Annotated in this window: 16 protein-coding genes; 2 read left to right on the forward strand and 14 right to left on the reverse strand. The window is 36.9% G+C overall.

What is annotated here, in order from left to right; genetic code table 11:
* Positions 1–14 precede the first annotated feature (14 nt).
* From glmU to LF20184_RS10730, 9 genes are all read right to left on the reverse strand, one after another.
* Positions 15–1,403 (reverse strand): bifunctional UDP-N-acetylglucosamine diphosphorylase/glucosamine-1-phosphate N-acetyltransferase GlmU, encoded by a 1,389-nt coding sequence (gene glmU, locus LF20184_RS10690; protein ID WP_010018464.1) that lies wholly within the window; start codon positions 1,401–1,403, stop codon positions 15–17.
* A 74-nt stretch (positions 1,404–1,477) separates the two neighbouring features.
* The gene (purR, locus tag LF20184_RS10695) at positions 1,478–2,320 is read right to left on the reverse strand and encodes a pur operon repressor (protein ID WP_010018463.1); all 843 of its coding nucleotides are present in this window, start codon (positions 2,318–2,320) and stop codon (positions 1,478–1,480) included.
* 176 nt (positions 2,321–2,496) lie between these two features.
* Positions 2,497–2,772 carry a Veg family protein gene (locus LF20184_RS10700; protein ID WP_010018461.1) on the reverse strand — a complete coding sequence of 92 codons (276 nt, stop codon included), beginning with the start codon at positions 2,770–2,772 and terminating at the stop codon, positions 2,497–2,499.
* Positions 2,773–2,847: 75 nt separating this feature from the next.
* Positions 2,848–3,729 carry a 16S rRNA (adenine(1518)-N(6)/adenine(1519)-N(6))-dimethyltransferase RsmA gene (gene rsmA / locus LF20184_RS10705; protein WP_010018460.1) on the reverse strand — a complete coding sequence of 294 codons (882 nt, stop codon included), beginning with the start codon at positions 3,727–3,729 and terminating at the stop codon, positions 2,848–2,850.
* Complete coding sequence (gene rnmV, locus LF20184_RS10710) at positions 3,716–4,291, reverse strand: ribonuclease M5 (RefSeq protein WP_010018459.1); 576 nt, start codon at positions 4,289–4,291, stop codon at positions 3,716–3,718. The genes rsmA and rnmV overlap by 14 nt, the downstream gene beginning before the upstream one ends.
* 2 nt (positions 4,292–4,293) lie before the next feature.
* Positions 4,294–5,055: a TatD family hydrolase gene (locus tag LF20184_RS10715; RefSeq protein ID WP_010018457.1), complete on the reverse strand. Its 762-nt coding sequence runs from the start codon at positions 5,053–5,055 to the stop codon at positions 4,294–4,296.
* Positions 5,055–7,073 carry a methionine--tRNA ligase gene (metG, locus tag LF20184_RS10720; protein WP_010018456.1) on the reverse strand — a complete coding sequence of 673 codons (2,019 nt, stop codon included), beginning with the start codon at positions 7,071–7,073 and terminating at the stop codon, positions 5,055–5,057. The genes LF20184_RS10715 and metG overlap by 1 nt, the downstream gene beginning before the upstream one ends.
* Before the next feature lie 48 nt (positions 7,074–7,121).
* Positions 7,122–7,823, reverse strand: coding sequence for an NAD-dependent protein deacylase (locus tag LF20184_RS10725; protein WP_029606442.1), 702 nt, complete (start codon positions 7,821–7,823; stop codon positions 7,122–7,124).
* Between the two features lie 23 nt (positions 7,824–7,846).
* Entirely contained in the window at positions 7,847–8,803 is a 957-nt protein-coding gene (locus LF20184_RS10730) for an HELLH-NELLK family protein (protein WP_010018454.1), read from the reverse strand.
* A gap of 31 nt (positions 8,804–8,834) precedes the next feature.
* Here LF20184_RS10730 and LF20184_RS10735 point away from each other — a divergent pair, with 31 nt between their 5' ends.
* Complete coding sequence (locus tag LF20184_RS10735; protein ID WP_010018453.1) at positions 8,835–9,338, forward strand: YbhB/YbcL family Raf kinase inhibitor-like protein; 504 nt, start codon at positions 8,835–8,837, stop codon at positions 9,336–9,338.
* On the opposite strand, the gene LF20184_RS10740 is transcribed toward LF20184_RS10735, so the two are convergent.
* Positions 9,339–10,259, reverse strand: a complete 921-nt coding sequence (locus LF20184_RS10740) for a Ppx/GppA phosphatase family protein (RefSeq protein WP_010018452.1) — start codon at positions 10,257–10,259, stop codon at positions 9,339–9,341.
* A gap of 548 nt (positions 10,260–10,807) precedes the next feature.
* On the opposite strand from LF20184_RS10740, the gene LF20184_RS10745 reads away from it, so the two are divergent.
* Positions 10,808–11,623 carry a 2-keto-4-pentenoate hydratase gene (locus LF20184_RS10745; protein ID WP_010018451.1) on the forward strand — a complete coding sequence of 272 codons (816 nt, stop codon included), beginning with the start codon at positions 10,808–10,810 and terminating at the stop codon, positions 11,621–11,623.
* A gap of 40 nt (positions 11,624–11,663) precedes the next feature.
* Here LF20184_RS10745 and LF20184_RS10750 read toward each other — a convergent pair whose 3' ends face one another.
* From LF20184_RS10750 to LF20184_RS10765, 4 genes are all read right to left on the reverse strand, one after another.
* Positions 11,664–12,437: an ABC transporter permease gene (locus LF20184_RS10750; RefSeq protein WP_010018449.1), complete on the reverse strand. Its 774-nt coding sequence runs from the start codon at positions 12,435–12,437 to the stop codon at positions 11,664–11,666.
* Positions 12,430–13,074, reverse strand: coding sequence for an ABC transporter ATP-binding protein (locus LF20184_RS10755; protein ID WP_010018447.1), 645 nt, complete (start codon positions 13,072–13,074; stop codon positions 12,430–12,432). Before LF20184_RS10755 ends, LF20184_RS10750 begins: the two co-directional genes overlap by 8 nt.
* Positions 13,075–13,237: 163 nt before the next feature.
* Positions 13,238–13,441, reverse strand: a complete 204-nt coding sequence (locus LF20184_RS10760; protein WP_157769893.1) for an NlpC/P60 family protein — start codon at positions 13,439–13,441, stop codon at positions 13,238–13,240.
* 21 nt (positions 13,442–13,462) lie between these two features.
* The gene (locus LF20184_RS10765) at positions 13,463–14,701 is read right to left on the reverse strand and encodes a C39 family peptidase (RefSeq protein WP_010018444.1); all 1,239 of its coding nucleotides are present in this window, start codon (positions 14,699–14,701) and stop codon (positions 13,463–13,465) included.
* Between the last annotated feature and the right edge of the window lie 160 nt (positions 14,702–14,861).

Consider the following 14,861-nt stretch of genomic DNA (forward strand, 5'->3'; position numbering starts at 1 on the left):
TTAATTATTCACCCTTATTTCCATTCTTCACTTTTTGATAGTGGTAATCTGTTCCAAAAATCTTCTTTGTTTGTTTGTCTTTGACGTGCAATAGCCATCGCATGCTTAGGAATATCATTTGTTATTGTTGAACCGGCAGCGATGAATGAATGATCAGCCATCTCAACTGGAGCAACGATATTAGAATTGCTACCGATAAATGAGTGATCACCGATAGTACTGTGGAATTTCTTAACGCCATCGTAATTGACGAAGACAACACCACAACCAACATTGATGTCAGTACCCAAAGTAGCATCACCAACATAAGTTAAGTGACCAACTTTAGTTCTGTCGCCAATTTTAGCATTTTTAATTTCACAAAAGTTCCCTACGTGAACGTCGCGACCAATTTCAGCCTTAGGACGTAGATGTGAGTTAGGACCAATGTTGCTACCCTTGTGCATAATGGCCTTTTCAATTGTGGAACTGATAACTTCAACGTTATCTTGAATCTCAGAGTCTGAAATTCTTGAACCAGAACCGATAACACATTCTGAACCGATAGTTGTTTTACCAAAAATCTTAACGTTTGGTTCAATGACAGTATCATTGCCAATTTCAACGTCAACATCAATGTAAGTATTATCAGGATCAACGATTGTTACACCATCACGCATGTGTGCTTCATTGATTCTTCTTTGCATGATTTTTTCAGCTTTTGATAAAGCCACACGATCATTAACACCTAGTGATTCACTAAGATCAGCCATTTGATAAGCTGAAACTTTCTTACCTTGTTGTTTCAACAATGAAATAACATCTGGCAAGTAGTATTCACCTTGGGCGTTGTCATTATTGACTTTGTGCAAGTTCTCAAATAGCAATTTATTATCGAAGCACAAAACACCTGTGTTGATTTCTTGAATCTCTTGTTCACTTCTTGAAGCATCTTTTTGTTCAACGATTTTTTCAACGTTACCATTGCTATCACGAACGATTCGACCATAACCGAATGGATCGTCAGCATGAGCTGTTAAAATAGTTGCACTAGCTTGTTCCTTTTCGTGAAAGTCCAAAAGATTCTCAAAAGTTTGAGCAGTGAACAAAGGAGTATCACCAGTAACTACCAAAGTAATACCATCTTTGTCACCTAAATCTTTTTCTGTTTGCAATACAGCATGACCTGTACCTAGTTGTTCAGATTGCAAAGCATATTTAGTTCTGTCACCAAGTAAGGCTTCAACCTTATCAGCACCATTACCAATTACAGTTTCAATTTGGTCTGGCTTGATTTTTTCAACTTGCGTTAAAACATGGTCTACCATGGCTCTACCAGCAACAGGATGCAATACTTTGTACAATCTTGACTTCATTCTTGTACCTTTTCCGGCAGCAAGAATTATTACATAACGATTCGACATCAGAAACTCCCTTCAGTCATTCAAATATCCTTATATATAATAGCATTATTATATATAACTGCTCAATCTAGAATTTATTCAAAATAACTGAAATCGGTATTAGTTAAATAATTTCCCGGTTCTACGTTGAGAATTCGGTTTTTCGTATCGATTTTAGTTACTTTAAAGATTGATGTAATATCATCATCACTAAATTGACTGTGGATATTAATATTTTCGGCAAAAACAGTTGCACCAACAAAAATAGCATTAAATTCAGAAATCAAACTTTGCAATCCATTGATGGTACCGCCGCCTTTCATAAAGTCATCAACGACTAAGACTCTGGAACCTTCGTCCAAACTACGCTTAGATAATTCCATCTTTTCTACACGATCAGATGAACCGGATGCATAGTTAACACTAATAGTTGAACCCTCAGTAATCTTAGAATCGCGACGAACGATGACAAATGGAATATTTAAGAAATTGGCTACACTTTGAGCAATTGGTATACCCTTAGTTGCCACTGTCATAACGACGTCGATTGAACTCTGTGAATATTGAGTAGCAATCATGCGACCGACAGTTCTTAATAATTCTGGATCTGCCAATAAGTCGGTTAGATACAAATATCCCCCCGGCAAAATTCGATTAGGTTCAACCAAACGCTTGGAAGTATCCTCAATAAATTCTGTAGCTTCTTTCTTAGAAATTCCCGGTGTAAAGATAACTCCGCCACCAGCTCCGGGCAAAGTTTCCAAAACACCAATTCCTCTAATCATAAAAGTTCTTCGTAAAATACCTAAATCTTCAGAAATTGATGACTTAGCTGATTCGTAACGATCAGCAAAAAACGCTAGTGAAATCAATGTATGTGGTCGTTCCAGCAAATAGCGAGTCATATCAATTAAACGTTCGCTTCTTCGTGTTTTCATCTTTTTTTCTCCTAAAACATATCTTCCTACAAGGATTATAAAGCAAAACAATGAACAATTCATGTTTTTTTCGAAGTAAAACATGTCATTCCCCAAACTTTGCCTTCAGCCTCCACACAAAAAAAGAGGTCTGAACGATTTTGTTCAAACCTCTATTCTAATGAACGCTTATTATTTTATTCAACTTCAGCTTCAGGTTCTGAATCTTCTGATTCTTCACCATCAAACTTAATATCAATTGATTTTGTCAATAAATCAGCATAACTATATGAAACTCTTTCAAATGAATTTTCATTTTGATCCAAATCTACAACAAAAACTGAATGGAATGTTTCTGATAGGGTACCGCGACGGCGGACAACCTTCTTACGACCTGCTTGTGCAACAATTGTCAAATTCTCACCTAAGTGTGAATCTAATCGACTCTTAATTGTCTTCAATGATGTTGGCATTATAATAATCACTCCTTAGGAGTGAAATTTTACCACGTTTCTGTGAAAATCGCAAGAAAATAATAATTTTGTAATCTAATTTTTAGCAAATTCTAAAGCCATTTTTTTGAATTGTTCAATGGAAACTTGCTCTGCACGGGCATTTTCAGCAATATCACAATTTTCAAAAACATTTTTTATTTTCGCACGGTTTTCATCAGTTCGACCTAACAAATTGAGTAAGTTATTCATCAAACTCTTTCTCTTTTGCATGAAAGCAGAACGAACAACTTGATTGAAGAATTTTGGATCTTCAATATCAACTTGTTCCTTAGGTAGACGATCCAAAACCGCTACCGCAGAATCAACTTTTGGTCTGGGAATGAAAGAACTGCTACCAACGATTCGATCGATTCGCGCATTCATCTGTGTTTGAACGGCAATTGTTAGAGAACCGTATTCACGATGTCCCGGTTTAGCAGTGATACGTTGAGCAACTTCTTTTTGCATCATCAAAACTAAAGATTGGAATGGATAATCGCTGTTGATCAAATTCAACATGATCGGTGTCGTGATGTAGTATGGCAAGTTGGCAACGACTTTGATAGTCTTACCTTCCAGGCCATGTTCTTTAACGAATTCATCTAAGTCGACCTTCAAAATATCTTGGTTGATAACTTCGATATTGTCGTAATACTGCAAAGTATCAGCTAGAACTGGAATCAAATTATCATCGATTTCAAAAGCAAAAACTTTTTCTGCTACTTGAGCTAACTTTTCAGTCAAGGCACCGATACCAGGTCCAATTTCAATAGCAATTTCATCCGATTTTAAACCACTAGCATCAACAATGTCGTCCAAAACTTTTTCATTGGTTAAGAAATTTTGTCCTAAACTTTTCTTTGCACGTAATTTGTATTTGCGCATGATGTCATTCGTGCGAATAGGATCAGCAATACTTAATCTATTTTGTGTCATGAGTACTTCCTTCATCAAAATTTTTAACCGCGGCTACCAAAATGTCAGGTGCCACTTGAAACATATTTAGTCGATTCAAAAATTGTTTAGCATTCGTATAGCCAATTTTTAATTCTGAACTAACGAACAATCTTCTTTGGTGAGAATCTGGTTTGCCAACTAAACCTAAATTGACCATATCAGCGTGATCATATGCTTGAAAATCAGTCTCCGCATGAGTATAAACTGCTGCTAGAGCTTGTTTGATATCTTCATCTTTAGCATGTTCAATCCCTAAACTACCGTCGCTCTTCTTGGGAACGGCTTTAGCTCGAGGTAAAAAAGCTTGTTTAGCATCGGGAACAGCTTTTTGAATAATTGTCCGTAAACGATTGCCGTTAAAATCTGGATCGGTAAAAATGATAACGCCACGTTTTTCTTGAGCAATTTTAATCTGCTTGATGGTCTCGTCACTCAAGGCTGAACCGGTCGTTTCAATCGTATCAACGTCACCTAAACAATCCTTTAAACGATTCGTATCCGATTTTCCTTCAACTACAATAATTTCTTTTATTTTTTTCATAATTATAGATTATACACTTGGTGGGCATTGTTAAAAGTATGTTCAGCCACTTCATCAGGTGTAATACCTTTGTATTTTGCAATCGCATCAACTACGTAACGTGTGTATGCTGGTTGGTTAGTGTGACCACGATAAGGTTCTGGCGTTAAATATGGTGCATCTGTTTCAACTAGCAATCTGTCCAACGGTGTCTCTTTGGCTGACTCGTGAACTTCAGGAGCATTCTTGAATGAAACGACACCACTATATGAAATCCAAAGTCCTAAATCCAAGAACTTATTGAGCCACTCAACATCCCCATTGAAACTGTGCATGATGATACCTGATTTTGACATATCATGATTCTTTAAGATCTGATACATATCATCAAAGGCATCACGACAGTGAATTGAAACTGGCATATTGTATTGTTGAGCCACATCCAATTGTTGAATCAAGACCTTTTGTTGAATCTTTGGTTCTGGGTCTTCTTCCCAATGATAATCCAAGCCAATTTCACCAATTCCCACTACTTCGGGAAGCTTGATTTGATTGACAAGTTGTTCTTCATTGTATTCTTTAGCAAATTCAGGATGCCAGCCGACAACCGCGTGCAATGGTTGATAATTTTGAGCTAGACGAATGGCTTCAATATTGAACTCTTCGTTAGAACCAATAATCGCCATTTCGTCAACGTCTAGTTCTTTGGCATTATCAATGTATTGTTGGGTATTGCCACTAAAGGCTGGATCATTTAAATGTGTGTGCGTATCAAATATTTTCATTAACCTAAAATAGCTCCATTTTTGTGTGAATTATCCACGATAGCTAGTTTAACTTCGTCGCCCTTTTCAGTTGAAAGCAACATTCCGTTACTCCATTCGCCAACCATCTTACGAGGTTTGAGGTTAACAACTGCTAGAACCTTCTTACCAATCAATTCTTTGTAGTTAGGATAGAATTTGTGCATACCTGAAAGGATTTGACGATCAACGCCAGAACCATCATCTAGTTTGAATTGTAGTAATTTACTTGAGTTTTCAACTGGCTTAACATCAAGAATTTCAGTTACGACCATCTTAACTTTGGCAAAGTCGTCGAATTCAATTTCCTTAGGGAAACCATCGTCAGCTTCTTTTTGCGCCTTAGCCTTAGCTTGAGCAGACTTACTCAACTTACCAGCACCATGCTTAGCTTGTTCTTCAGCCATTTTGCCTTTGATGTATTCAACTTCTTCTTTAGCATCAAGTCTTGGGAAGATTGGTTCTGGTTTGGCAGTAACAGTCTTACCAACGACAGTTTCACCAAATTCAAGTGACTTATCTTTATCGTAATCCAATCCTAATTGAGCAAACATCTTTACAGGGGCTTGTGTCATAACAGGACTGATTAGAAGAGCAATCAAGCGTAATGATTCAGCTAAATGTCCAAGAACTGATTGTAATTCAGCCTTCTTAGCATCATCTTTAGCAAGAACCCAAGGTTGTGTTTCATCGATATACTTGTTAGCACGACTGATAAAGGCCCAAACGCTAGCTAGAGCTTCTGGGAATTCAAACTTATTCATGTGATCACGATATTGTGCCAAAGTGTCAGCATAAGTCTTCTCTAAATCTTTATCCAAATCAGTCACAGCTGTAGTTGTAACGATTTTACCGTCGTCGTACTTATTGATCATAGAAATAGTTCTATTCAACAAGTTACCAAGGTCATTAGCCAAATCGTAGTTGATCTTGTCAATATAATCTTCAGGAGTGAAGACACCATCATTACCAAATGGCATAGCACGCATCAAGTAATAACGTAATGAATCTAGTCCGTATCTTGAAACTAACATTTCTGGGTAAACAACGTTACCTTTAGACTTAGACATCTTACCGTCTTTCATCAATAGCCAACCATGACCGAAGACTTGCTTAGGAAGTGGCAAATCTAGTGCCATCAAAATAATTGGCCAGTAAATTGTATGGAAACGAACGATTTCTTTACCAACGAATTGGACATTAGCAGGCCAGTATCTCTTGAATAGAGAATCATCGTCGCTACCGTAACCTAGAGCTGTAATATAGTTCAACAAAGCATCGACCCAAACGTAAACAACGTGTTCAGGGTTACTTGGAATCTTAACGCCCCAGTTGAAACTAGTACGTGAAATAGCCAAGTCTTCAAGACCTGGTTTGATAAAGTTGTTGATCATTTCATTTTTTCTAATTTCTGGTTGGATGAAGGTTGGATTGTCTTTGTAGTATTGCAATAAGCGGTCAGCATACTTGTTCATTCTGAAGAAATAACAAGGTTCTTTGACTAATTGAACTTCATGTCCTGAAGGAGCTTTACCACCTGTGACTTTACCATCTTTATCGCGGTAAACTTCAGCCAATTGTGATTCAGTGAAATATTCTTCATCGTCAACTGAATACCAGCCAGCATATTCGCCTAAGTAAATATCGCCTTGTTTGATCAGACGTTCAATAATCTTTTGAACCGCTTTAACGTGATAATCATCAGTTGTACGGATAAATTTGTCATTGGAAATATCTAGTTTCTTCCAAAGTTCTTTAATGCCTTTAGCCATCATGTCCACGTATTCTTGTGGTTGCATGTGCTTTTCTTCGGCCTTTTGTTCGATTTTTAGACCATGTTCGTCAGTTCCTGTTAAGAAGAACACATCATAGCCTTCATTACGCTTGTAACGGGCTAGAGTGTCCGCTGCAATCGTCGTATATGAATTCCCAATTGTTAATTTTCCAGATGGATAATAAATGGGTGTTGTAATGTAAAAAGTTTTTCTTTCTTCAGTCAATATATTAACCTCCACCGCTTCTAAATTGATATTAAGTATAGCATTATTTTAAATTTGTGAAAAAACGTTCGTGGCATCGTCAGCGATAGCCAGAATTGATGAATCGATATCTAAATCCTCTTTATTAATGACAACCAACTTAGCTTCCGGTGAACTGTATTCCAATAATCCCGCGAAGGGATAAACCTTAAAACTAGTACCAACAACTACCAACAAGTCAGCCTTTTGAACCATCAAAGCTGCGTTTTGGAAGTTGTCGGGATTGATATTTTCGCCATATAAAACCGTCGTTCCGGGACGGATAATACCATTATCTTCATGGTGTCTAAAATCTTTTAAGTAATCATGATAATCAAATTGTTTTCCACACGTTAAGCAATGAATATTATCGTATAAATTACCATGAAATTCCACGACATTTTTTGCGCCGGCTTTTGTATGCAATTTATCGACATTTTGCGTAACGATGGCACCCTTTTGATTACTGATCTCAGCCATCTTTTGATGAATGATATTCGGTTTAGCATCCGGGAAGTACATGTTGTGAACTACGAAATCATGAAAAACATCTGGATGCTTGATCAGATTATCGTGACTCAACATGTATTCTGGTGGGAAATTGTATTTTTCCCGTTTGTAGAGCCCATTTTTTGAACGATAATCAGGAATCCCTGACGGTACAGAAACTCCGGCACCAGTGAGAAAAGTTACGAATTTAGCTTGGTTCAATAACGTTTTAAACTCTTTGATTTTATCGGTCATAAATTTTACCTCTATCTAATTAAATATTTGATACCCTCTTTTTCAAATACTTCTTGAACTGTATATTGGTAAAATGCTTTGTAAAATTCAGGTGTTACTTTGTCTGGGTCCAGATTCAATGTTGCCACGCCTTGACCATCATTGATAGCAATCAAGACAAAACCATCTCGACCAGTAGCACGGTTTTTATATTCAGAGTGCTTGATTTGATAAACTTGATTGAGTGACAAGCGCAATTGACGCTTAGAAATGATTGGTGTGACATTCAAGAAGGTATGGAAATGTAGTCCCTGATAGCCATTTGAAATAATAATTTCATTGTAGGCATCCAAACAGTTAACTAATGCACGACGGAATTGGAAAGGAACTGACAAATCATTTTGCTCAGCTATTTCTACCAATTCACTAGCATATTTGAATGATTTAGGAAAATTATCTTTCCAGTCTGCGTCCTTTTCGTGTTCACTAAAGATGATTCCATCAAACAAAACTAAAGTACGATAAAAACGCATATTAGCCACGTCCATTGAAACTCTAGGACGAAGAGCAATGTCGACACCTTTAAGGAATTCCTCTTTGATTTCGTCTGTATAAGTGCCATCAGCCTTTTGACGTTGCAAAACAGTGACGTGTTCCAAAGTTTCAAATACTGAATTGGCAACCATCAAAACTTGACCGTCACGATCTTTTTGACCACTAGTAACAGCGCAGTCAATCTCTGGTTCATCGGACAATTCCAATTCAATATGGTGCAACTCATGCGATAAGACGAAGTCGGCATACTTTTCATTAGTAATAACCACTTTGATCGTATCATCTTTTGTTGTATGACTAGCTTGATCTAAAGTTAAATAATCTTGTTGTGCATAATCAGAAAAGATTTCGATTTTTTTATTATAATCTTGCTCTATTTTTTTAACCTGATTTACAATATTCTCAGGTAGTTCATTAATATCTATTTGTTTCATTATTGATACCTCATATAAAGGAGATTTTTGCATGGAAATAAAAGTTGATTTACCAAATAACTTATTACCAGACAAATACGGTAAATATGCGAACCCTCAAGCAATAAAAAATGGGAAACCGGTTATCAGTTTCCCAATTAAGTTATCAGACATACCAGCAGATGCCAAAACTATTGCTCTAACTTTTACTGATCCTGATTCAATTCCTGTTTGTGGTTTTGAATGGATTCACTGGACTGCTGCCAACATTCCTGTTGCTCAAGAAATCACTGAAGATTTCAGTCAAATAGCTACAGCTCCAGTCGTTCAAGGTAAGAATAGTTCTGCCAGTCCCTTACTCGATGGTCCTAAAGATGTGGCCACGGGTTACAACGGACCTTATCCACCAGACCAAACCCATGATTATGTACTCAAGGTGTTTGCTCTAGACGACAATCTTGATTTGGAAAATGGTTTCTGGATGAATGAATTGCTACACAAAATGGACGGTCATATTGTGGCTAGTGCTCAACAAACCATTCCTAGTCGTGCATAATTAATTTTCTTGAAGATTCATCTTGTGAAAGTAATTAAAAACGTAGCCTTCTCTAACGCCGAAATTCGAAAAACGGATTTCCTTAGAGGGGCTCTTTTTTAGGATTTCTGAGATTATCAAAATCCCACCCAAAATAACTTCATATCTGCCATCGCTGAGTTCCTTGATCTGACTACGTTCTTCCAAAGAAGTATGTATCAATTTATCAAAGAGAGCATCGATCTGCTCACATGAAATCACTGAGTTATGCAAGTTCTTTTTATTTTTACCTTCACGGTTCAAAATACTAGTGACAGCTCGCAAAGTTCCACCAAGACCAACAAAAGTGGCCGGAGTTTTCATCCAATGCAAGTCTTCTAAACGTCGACTAATATCTTGTCTTGCTTTTGTTAATTGTTCTGTTTTTATTGGGTCACTTGCCAAATACAAGTCCGAAATTGAAATAGCGCCAATCGGAATACTTAGTCCATATTTTAGACGTCCTTTTTTGGCTAAACTGATTTCACTACTACCGCCACCAACATCAACGATCAAAGCATCCTTAATACGCATCGTGCTTCTAACTGCTACGTAATCATAATAAGCTTCTTCTTGTTCATTGATGATATCTAATTGTAATCCGGTTTCTTTTAAAACAGCGAAGATCAATTGTTCCTGATTCTTAGCCATTCTTACTGCGGCAGTGGCAATCAAGCTTATTCTATCCACTTGATAGCGTTCAATTCGGTCTTGAAATTTCTTTAAAACATCAATTGTTTCTTCAATCTGATCATTAGTCAAAAGTCGACTCTGTGTGATCGATTTTCCAAGTCTAACAGGCTCACGCCAACGATCCAAAGTTTTAAAACGATTCTTTTTTGAAGATCTATACACTGATGTTCTAATGGAGTTAGACCCAATTTCAATAACTGCTAACTTCAAATTTACATCACATCCCATTGTACCAATTATATAAAAAAACTGGTCCATATAGTAGGTTTAATTGCAGAAAGCTTTAAAATTAAATTATTTTAATCTTTTTTTAATTTAACTGTTGACATTATTTTAAAATGGGTTTAAATTACTCGCAACAATTAATTTAATAAAAAACGTTCAGCAGGAAACGAGTCGATCGACTTGATTCAGAAAGTTATCGGTTGATGCGAGATAATATCAAAAAATCGATTCAATCACCTGTCAGTTGCGATTCAAAAGGCTTATCCGAGTAGAAAACGCTGGTTGCACCCATTAACGTGCCGACAAATTATTCATTAGTTTGTGCAAGGTGATATTAGTAATAATATTACGAATAAAAGGTGGTAACACGCGGTAAACGTCCTTTGATGGTTCTAGTCATCAGAGGGCGTTTTTTGTTAAATTAAAATTCAAAAAAGTGAGGTGGTTCCAAATGGAAAGTGATATTAGTGGCATTAATAACGATTCTCAGATTCAGATTAAATTAAAAAATAAAATTCATGGAGGAACCACCTATGACACAAAATACAACTACAACTCAAACTACTACTTTAACTTATGACCAAAAGGAATTTGCAAACGAATTAGCAGAAGCACTGCAATCTAAAAAACCTTTATTAGAAGACGACTGGACTAATCTAGTCACTGACGAGAATTCGGCCTATCAAGTTCAAGAAGCCTTTACCGATTTGAAAGATGATTCCGTCGGCGGATACAAAGTCTCATTGACTAGCAAACAAACTCAAGACATGTTTGATTCAAATGAACCCTTGTATGGGGCTGAGATGACCAATAATTTCTTGAAATCCACTGCCGTGGTTTCACTGAAGAACCTAATGGAGCCACTAGTAGAAGTTGAATTGTGCTTCCGAGCTAAAGAAGACCTCTTGCCGACAGATTCTCTAGAAGACTTACTGGAGAAAACCACTGTGGCACCAGCCTTGGAAGTTCCCGACTCTCGCTTCAGCAATTGGTTTCCTAGCTTGTCCAAATACATGGTCATGTCAGATGAAGCTGTCAGCGGACTAGTCGTTTATGGAGACGAAAAAGATACCAAAACCCTAGGGTCAGTCGAAGCTCTAGCAAACGTCTCTGCCACCCTCTTTCACGATCAAGAAAATTTAAAATCTGGTAAATCTTCGGAAGTTCTCGATAATCCTTTGAAGTCTTTGCAATGGTTAGTAAAGAAGCTAGATTCTCAAGGAAAACGACTATTAAAGGGGCAGCGAGTATCTTCTGGAACCTTTGTCCTACCACCATCACTAACTAAAGGAACCTGGCGAGCTGATTTTGACAATGGCTTGGGGAGCGTTAACTTACAAGTAAATTAAGTATCAAAAAAACGTATATCGAAAATGATATACGTTTTTTTTACGAAATTAATTCATTTCGCAATTGCTTTCTTTCATTAAAGAATTGTTTATAAGCTAAATAACAAGAAATAATTGATCCTAAACCAGTTGAGGCTAAGAGCATGAAAGTTACCATGATTTGATACTTGATAGCTTTGACTGGATCAACACCCGCAAAGATCAAGCCAGACATCATCCCTGGCAAACTAACTAATCCTAATGTCTTGATGGAATCAATTGTTGGCTGCATACCACTTCTGATGCTGTCTCGTAAAATATCCAAAGAAGCCATTTTAATATCAGCTCCTAGAGCTAGCTTTTCCAAAACTTGTTGGTGCCGATCGGTAAAAGTCTGCATCATATTACGATAACAAAGGCCAATAGCAACCATGATGTTACTAGCAATCATTCCGGTCACTGGCACGATTTGTTCAGGTACAAACTTGATAGAACCTGTCCACACCAAAGTTCCTAAAGTAATAACTGTCCCAACTGAAATTGCCAATAATGAAGATTGAAAGGCCTTAGGAATTCCATTGCCACGCTTACCCGCATTCCACGAAGCATTGATAACGATAATGACAAAGCAAGCGCCAGTTAACCAAATATCGTCAGCTTTGATAACGAACTTCAAAATATATCCAACGATCGATAATTGAATAATTGCTCGTACAACACCAATTAAAATATCTTTATTAATACGTAATTTTTCAACGTAACCAATAACCAAGGCTACTAAAACTAAGACAAAGCCTAAAGCTAATGTCGAATTAGAAACTGTTAAATTAGTCATTTATTAGTTCCCCTTTTCTAATCGTGATTTTATCCGTCGCAGCACTTATTTCCGTTTCATCATGTGTCACGCGTAAAATCGTCAAACCACGTTGATTGAATTGGTTCAACATCTTATGCACAATTTCTTTATTTTCAGCATCTAAACCAGCTGTAACTTCATCAGTTATCAACACTTCTGGTGGAAAAAGCAAATTACGCAGCAAGGCGATTCGTTGTTTTTCACCACCGGAAACGTCATTGACACTCTTATCAATATAAGACTCATCTAAGTTGACCATCTTCAAATAGTCGATAATTTTTGCTTCATCCACCGTTTCTTTACGCACTTCAAATGGAAATTCCAAATTTTCTCTGACTGTTTTTCCAAATAAAGTTGGCTGCTGAAAAGCGTAGGAAACCTTTTGACGATACGAAATTGGATCATAAGTTTCAATAGATTTACCGTCAAACATGACTTCCCCAGAAGTTGGGCTGATCATCGAGGCTAAAATACGCATCAACGTACTTTTTCCACTACCGGATGGTCCAACGACTGTGATGTATTTTCCCTTTTGAATCTCTAAATTTATATCTTTTAAAATTGTTGTTTCATCCACCTTATAAAAAAGATGCTTAACTTGAAATATTTTTTCCACAATCCCACCTCTGTTCTCATAACATTATCCCTAAGAAAATTCCTAGTTACTAACAATTAGCTTACAAAAAAATTAATACATAGGGAACATCTTTTACCAATTTTTTGGTAGAAAAAAACTTCATCAGGATAATCCCAATGAAGTTTATTAAATATATCAATTATTAAGCAAAGACACGTTTTACTCCGGCAATGTTTCCACGACCTGAGTAGATTGAGTGAATTTGAACGGCATATGGCCATGATTCAACCATTGTTGAGGCATCCAATAAGATACCAACGTGCCATAACATACCGCTTGATGGGTCTGTAAAGAAGATCAAATCTCCTCTTTGACGTTCGTTGAAGTTAGTACGGGGAGAGTACAAAGTCACAGGAAAAAGTTAAAACTAATAACTTATTGCACGTCTATTTTGTGTGTTCCAATTATTGATAAATTGAGTGATTCCCATTTGCAAAGTTTGACCTGTCCAGCAATCGTTGTAATAAACTTTATTGCTGTCATAACCAGTAACTACCAATGCGTGATATGGAAATCCGTAAAGTGTATTCCAAGTAACAACTGGATGTCCGATATTGATTTGATATTTGATTGCATCAAAGTTTTGACCAGTCAAATTCTTAGCAGTACCGGCATATTTCTCGACTAAACGCATCAAGGCTGGTGGGAAAATAGTAATTCCCGTTCCATCCCAAGGTTGACCAATGTAGCCATAATTAGGATCACTGCTACGTGGCATTTCTCTTGCCATTTGCATCTTATCGACATTGGCACCAGCGTATTGCAACATCATCGTTACGGCAGTGATTTCACAACCATTAGGAAGTTCTGGTCTTTGAGCAATCAAAGGAACCCCCGAAATCCAAGCTGCATTTTCATAATTGCCATTATTAATAACGACATAGTCTTGTGGAACCCAAGTGTCAGAACCTATCTGATACCATTCTTTACCACCAATATTGGCGTGATTAATTACTTTCCAACTCGTACCAGTACTTAAATCATTGCCTTCATAAACAGCACGATTGCCGTATCCTTTGAAGGAATGAATACTAGAACCTGCTTGATAAACGACGGTAGCGTCACCAGAATATGGTTGCACATATGACTTAAAAGTTCCGTCATGAACGCTGGCATATTCGTTGGTAGCGACACGATAATAACTATTGCCGTTATCTAAGGTATGATACGTATCAGTATACCAAGCACTGTTAGCAGCTAAAACACGATTAGTTTCCAGTGATCCATCCATATAATACAGTGGAATAAATCCATTATTATTCACCGTATAGACACCATCAATTGGTTTATCAGAAGCAATTTGGCTGTTGGCCTGAGTAGTTTGAACATTGTTCTGAACATTGCTTTGATTATTTGATTGACTCTGATCTTGATTCGAATCTTGAACCGTTGGAGCTTCTTTTGGAGTCGTTGCGTCTGGTGTCTCGGTCTGGTCTAAAGCGTTATTAACTGGCTTATTTTCTGAACTGTTAGGTTGGTTCGTAACGTTTTGACTAATATTTTGCCCTTGATTTGCATCGACTTGGTCAGCTTTGACAATCGTAGTTGAAAGTAAACAGCTGGAGGCCAAAATCGTGGCATAGAGCATTTTCCTCTTTAATCCCATAACATTCCCCTTTCAAGGAATAATTATGTAATAGTTACAATTATTAATCAATATGAAATTATGAATTAAATTTATGAAAACAGTTTATTATTTATTCATATTTTGATTATATGTATTAATAGAAATAAAATTTTAAAATATTGCATCAAAAAAAACACAA

The sequence above is a fragment of the Companilactobacillus farciminis KCTC 3681 = DSM 20184 genome, assembly GCF_002706745.1.
GTDB classification, from domain to species: domain Bacteria; phylum Bacillota; class Bacilli; order Lactobacillales; family Lactobacillaceae; genus Companilactobacillus; species Companilactobacillus farciminis.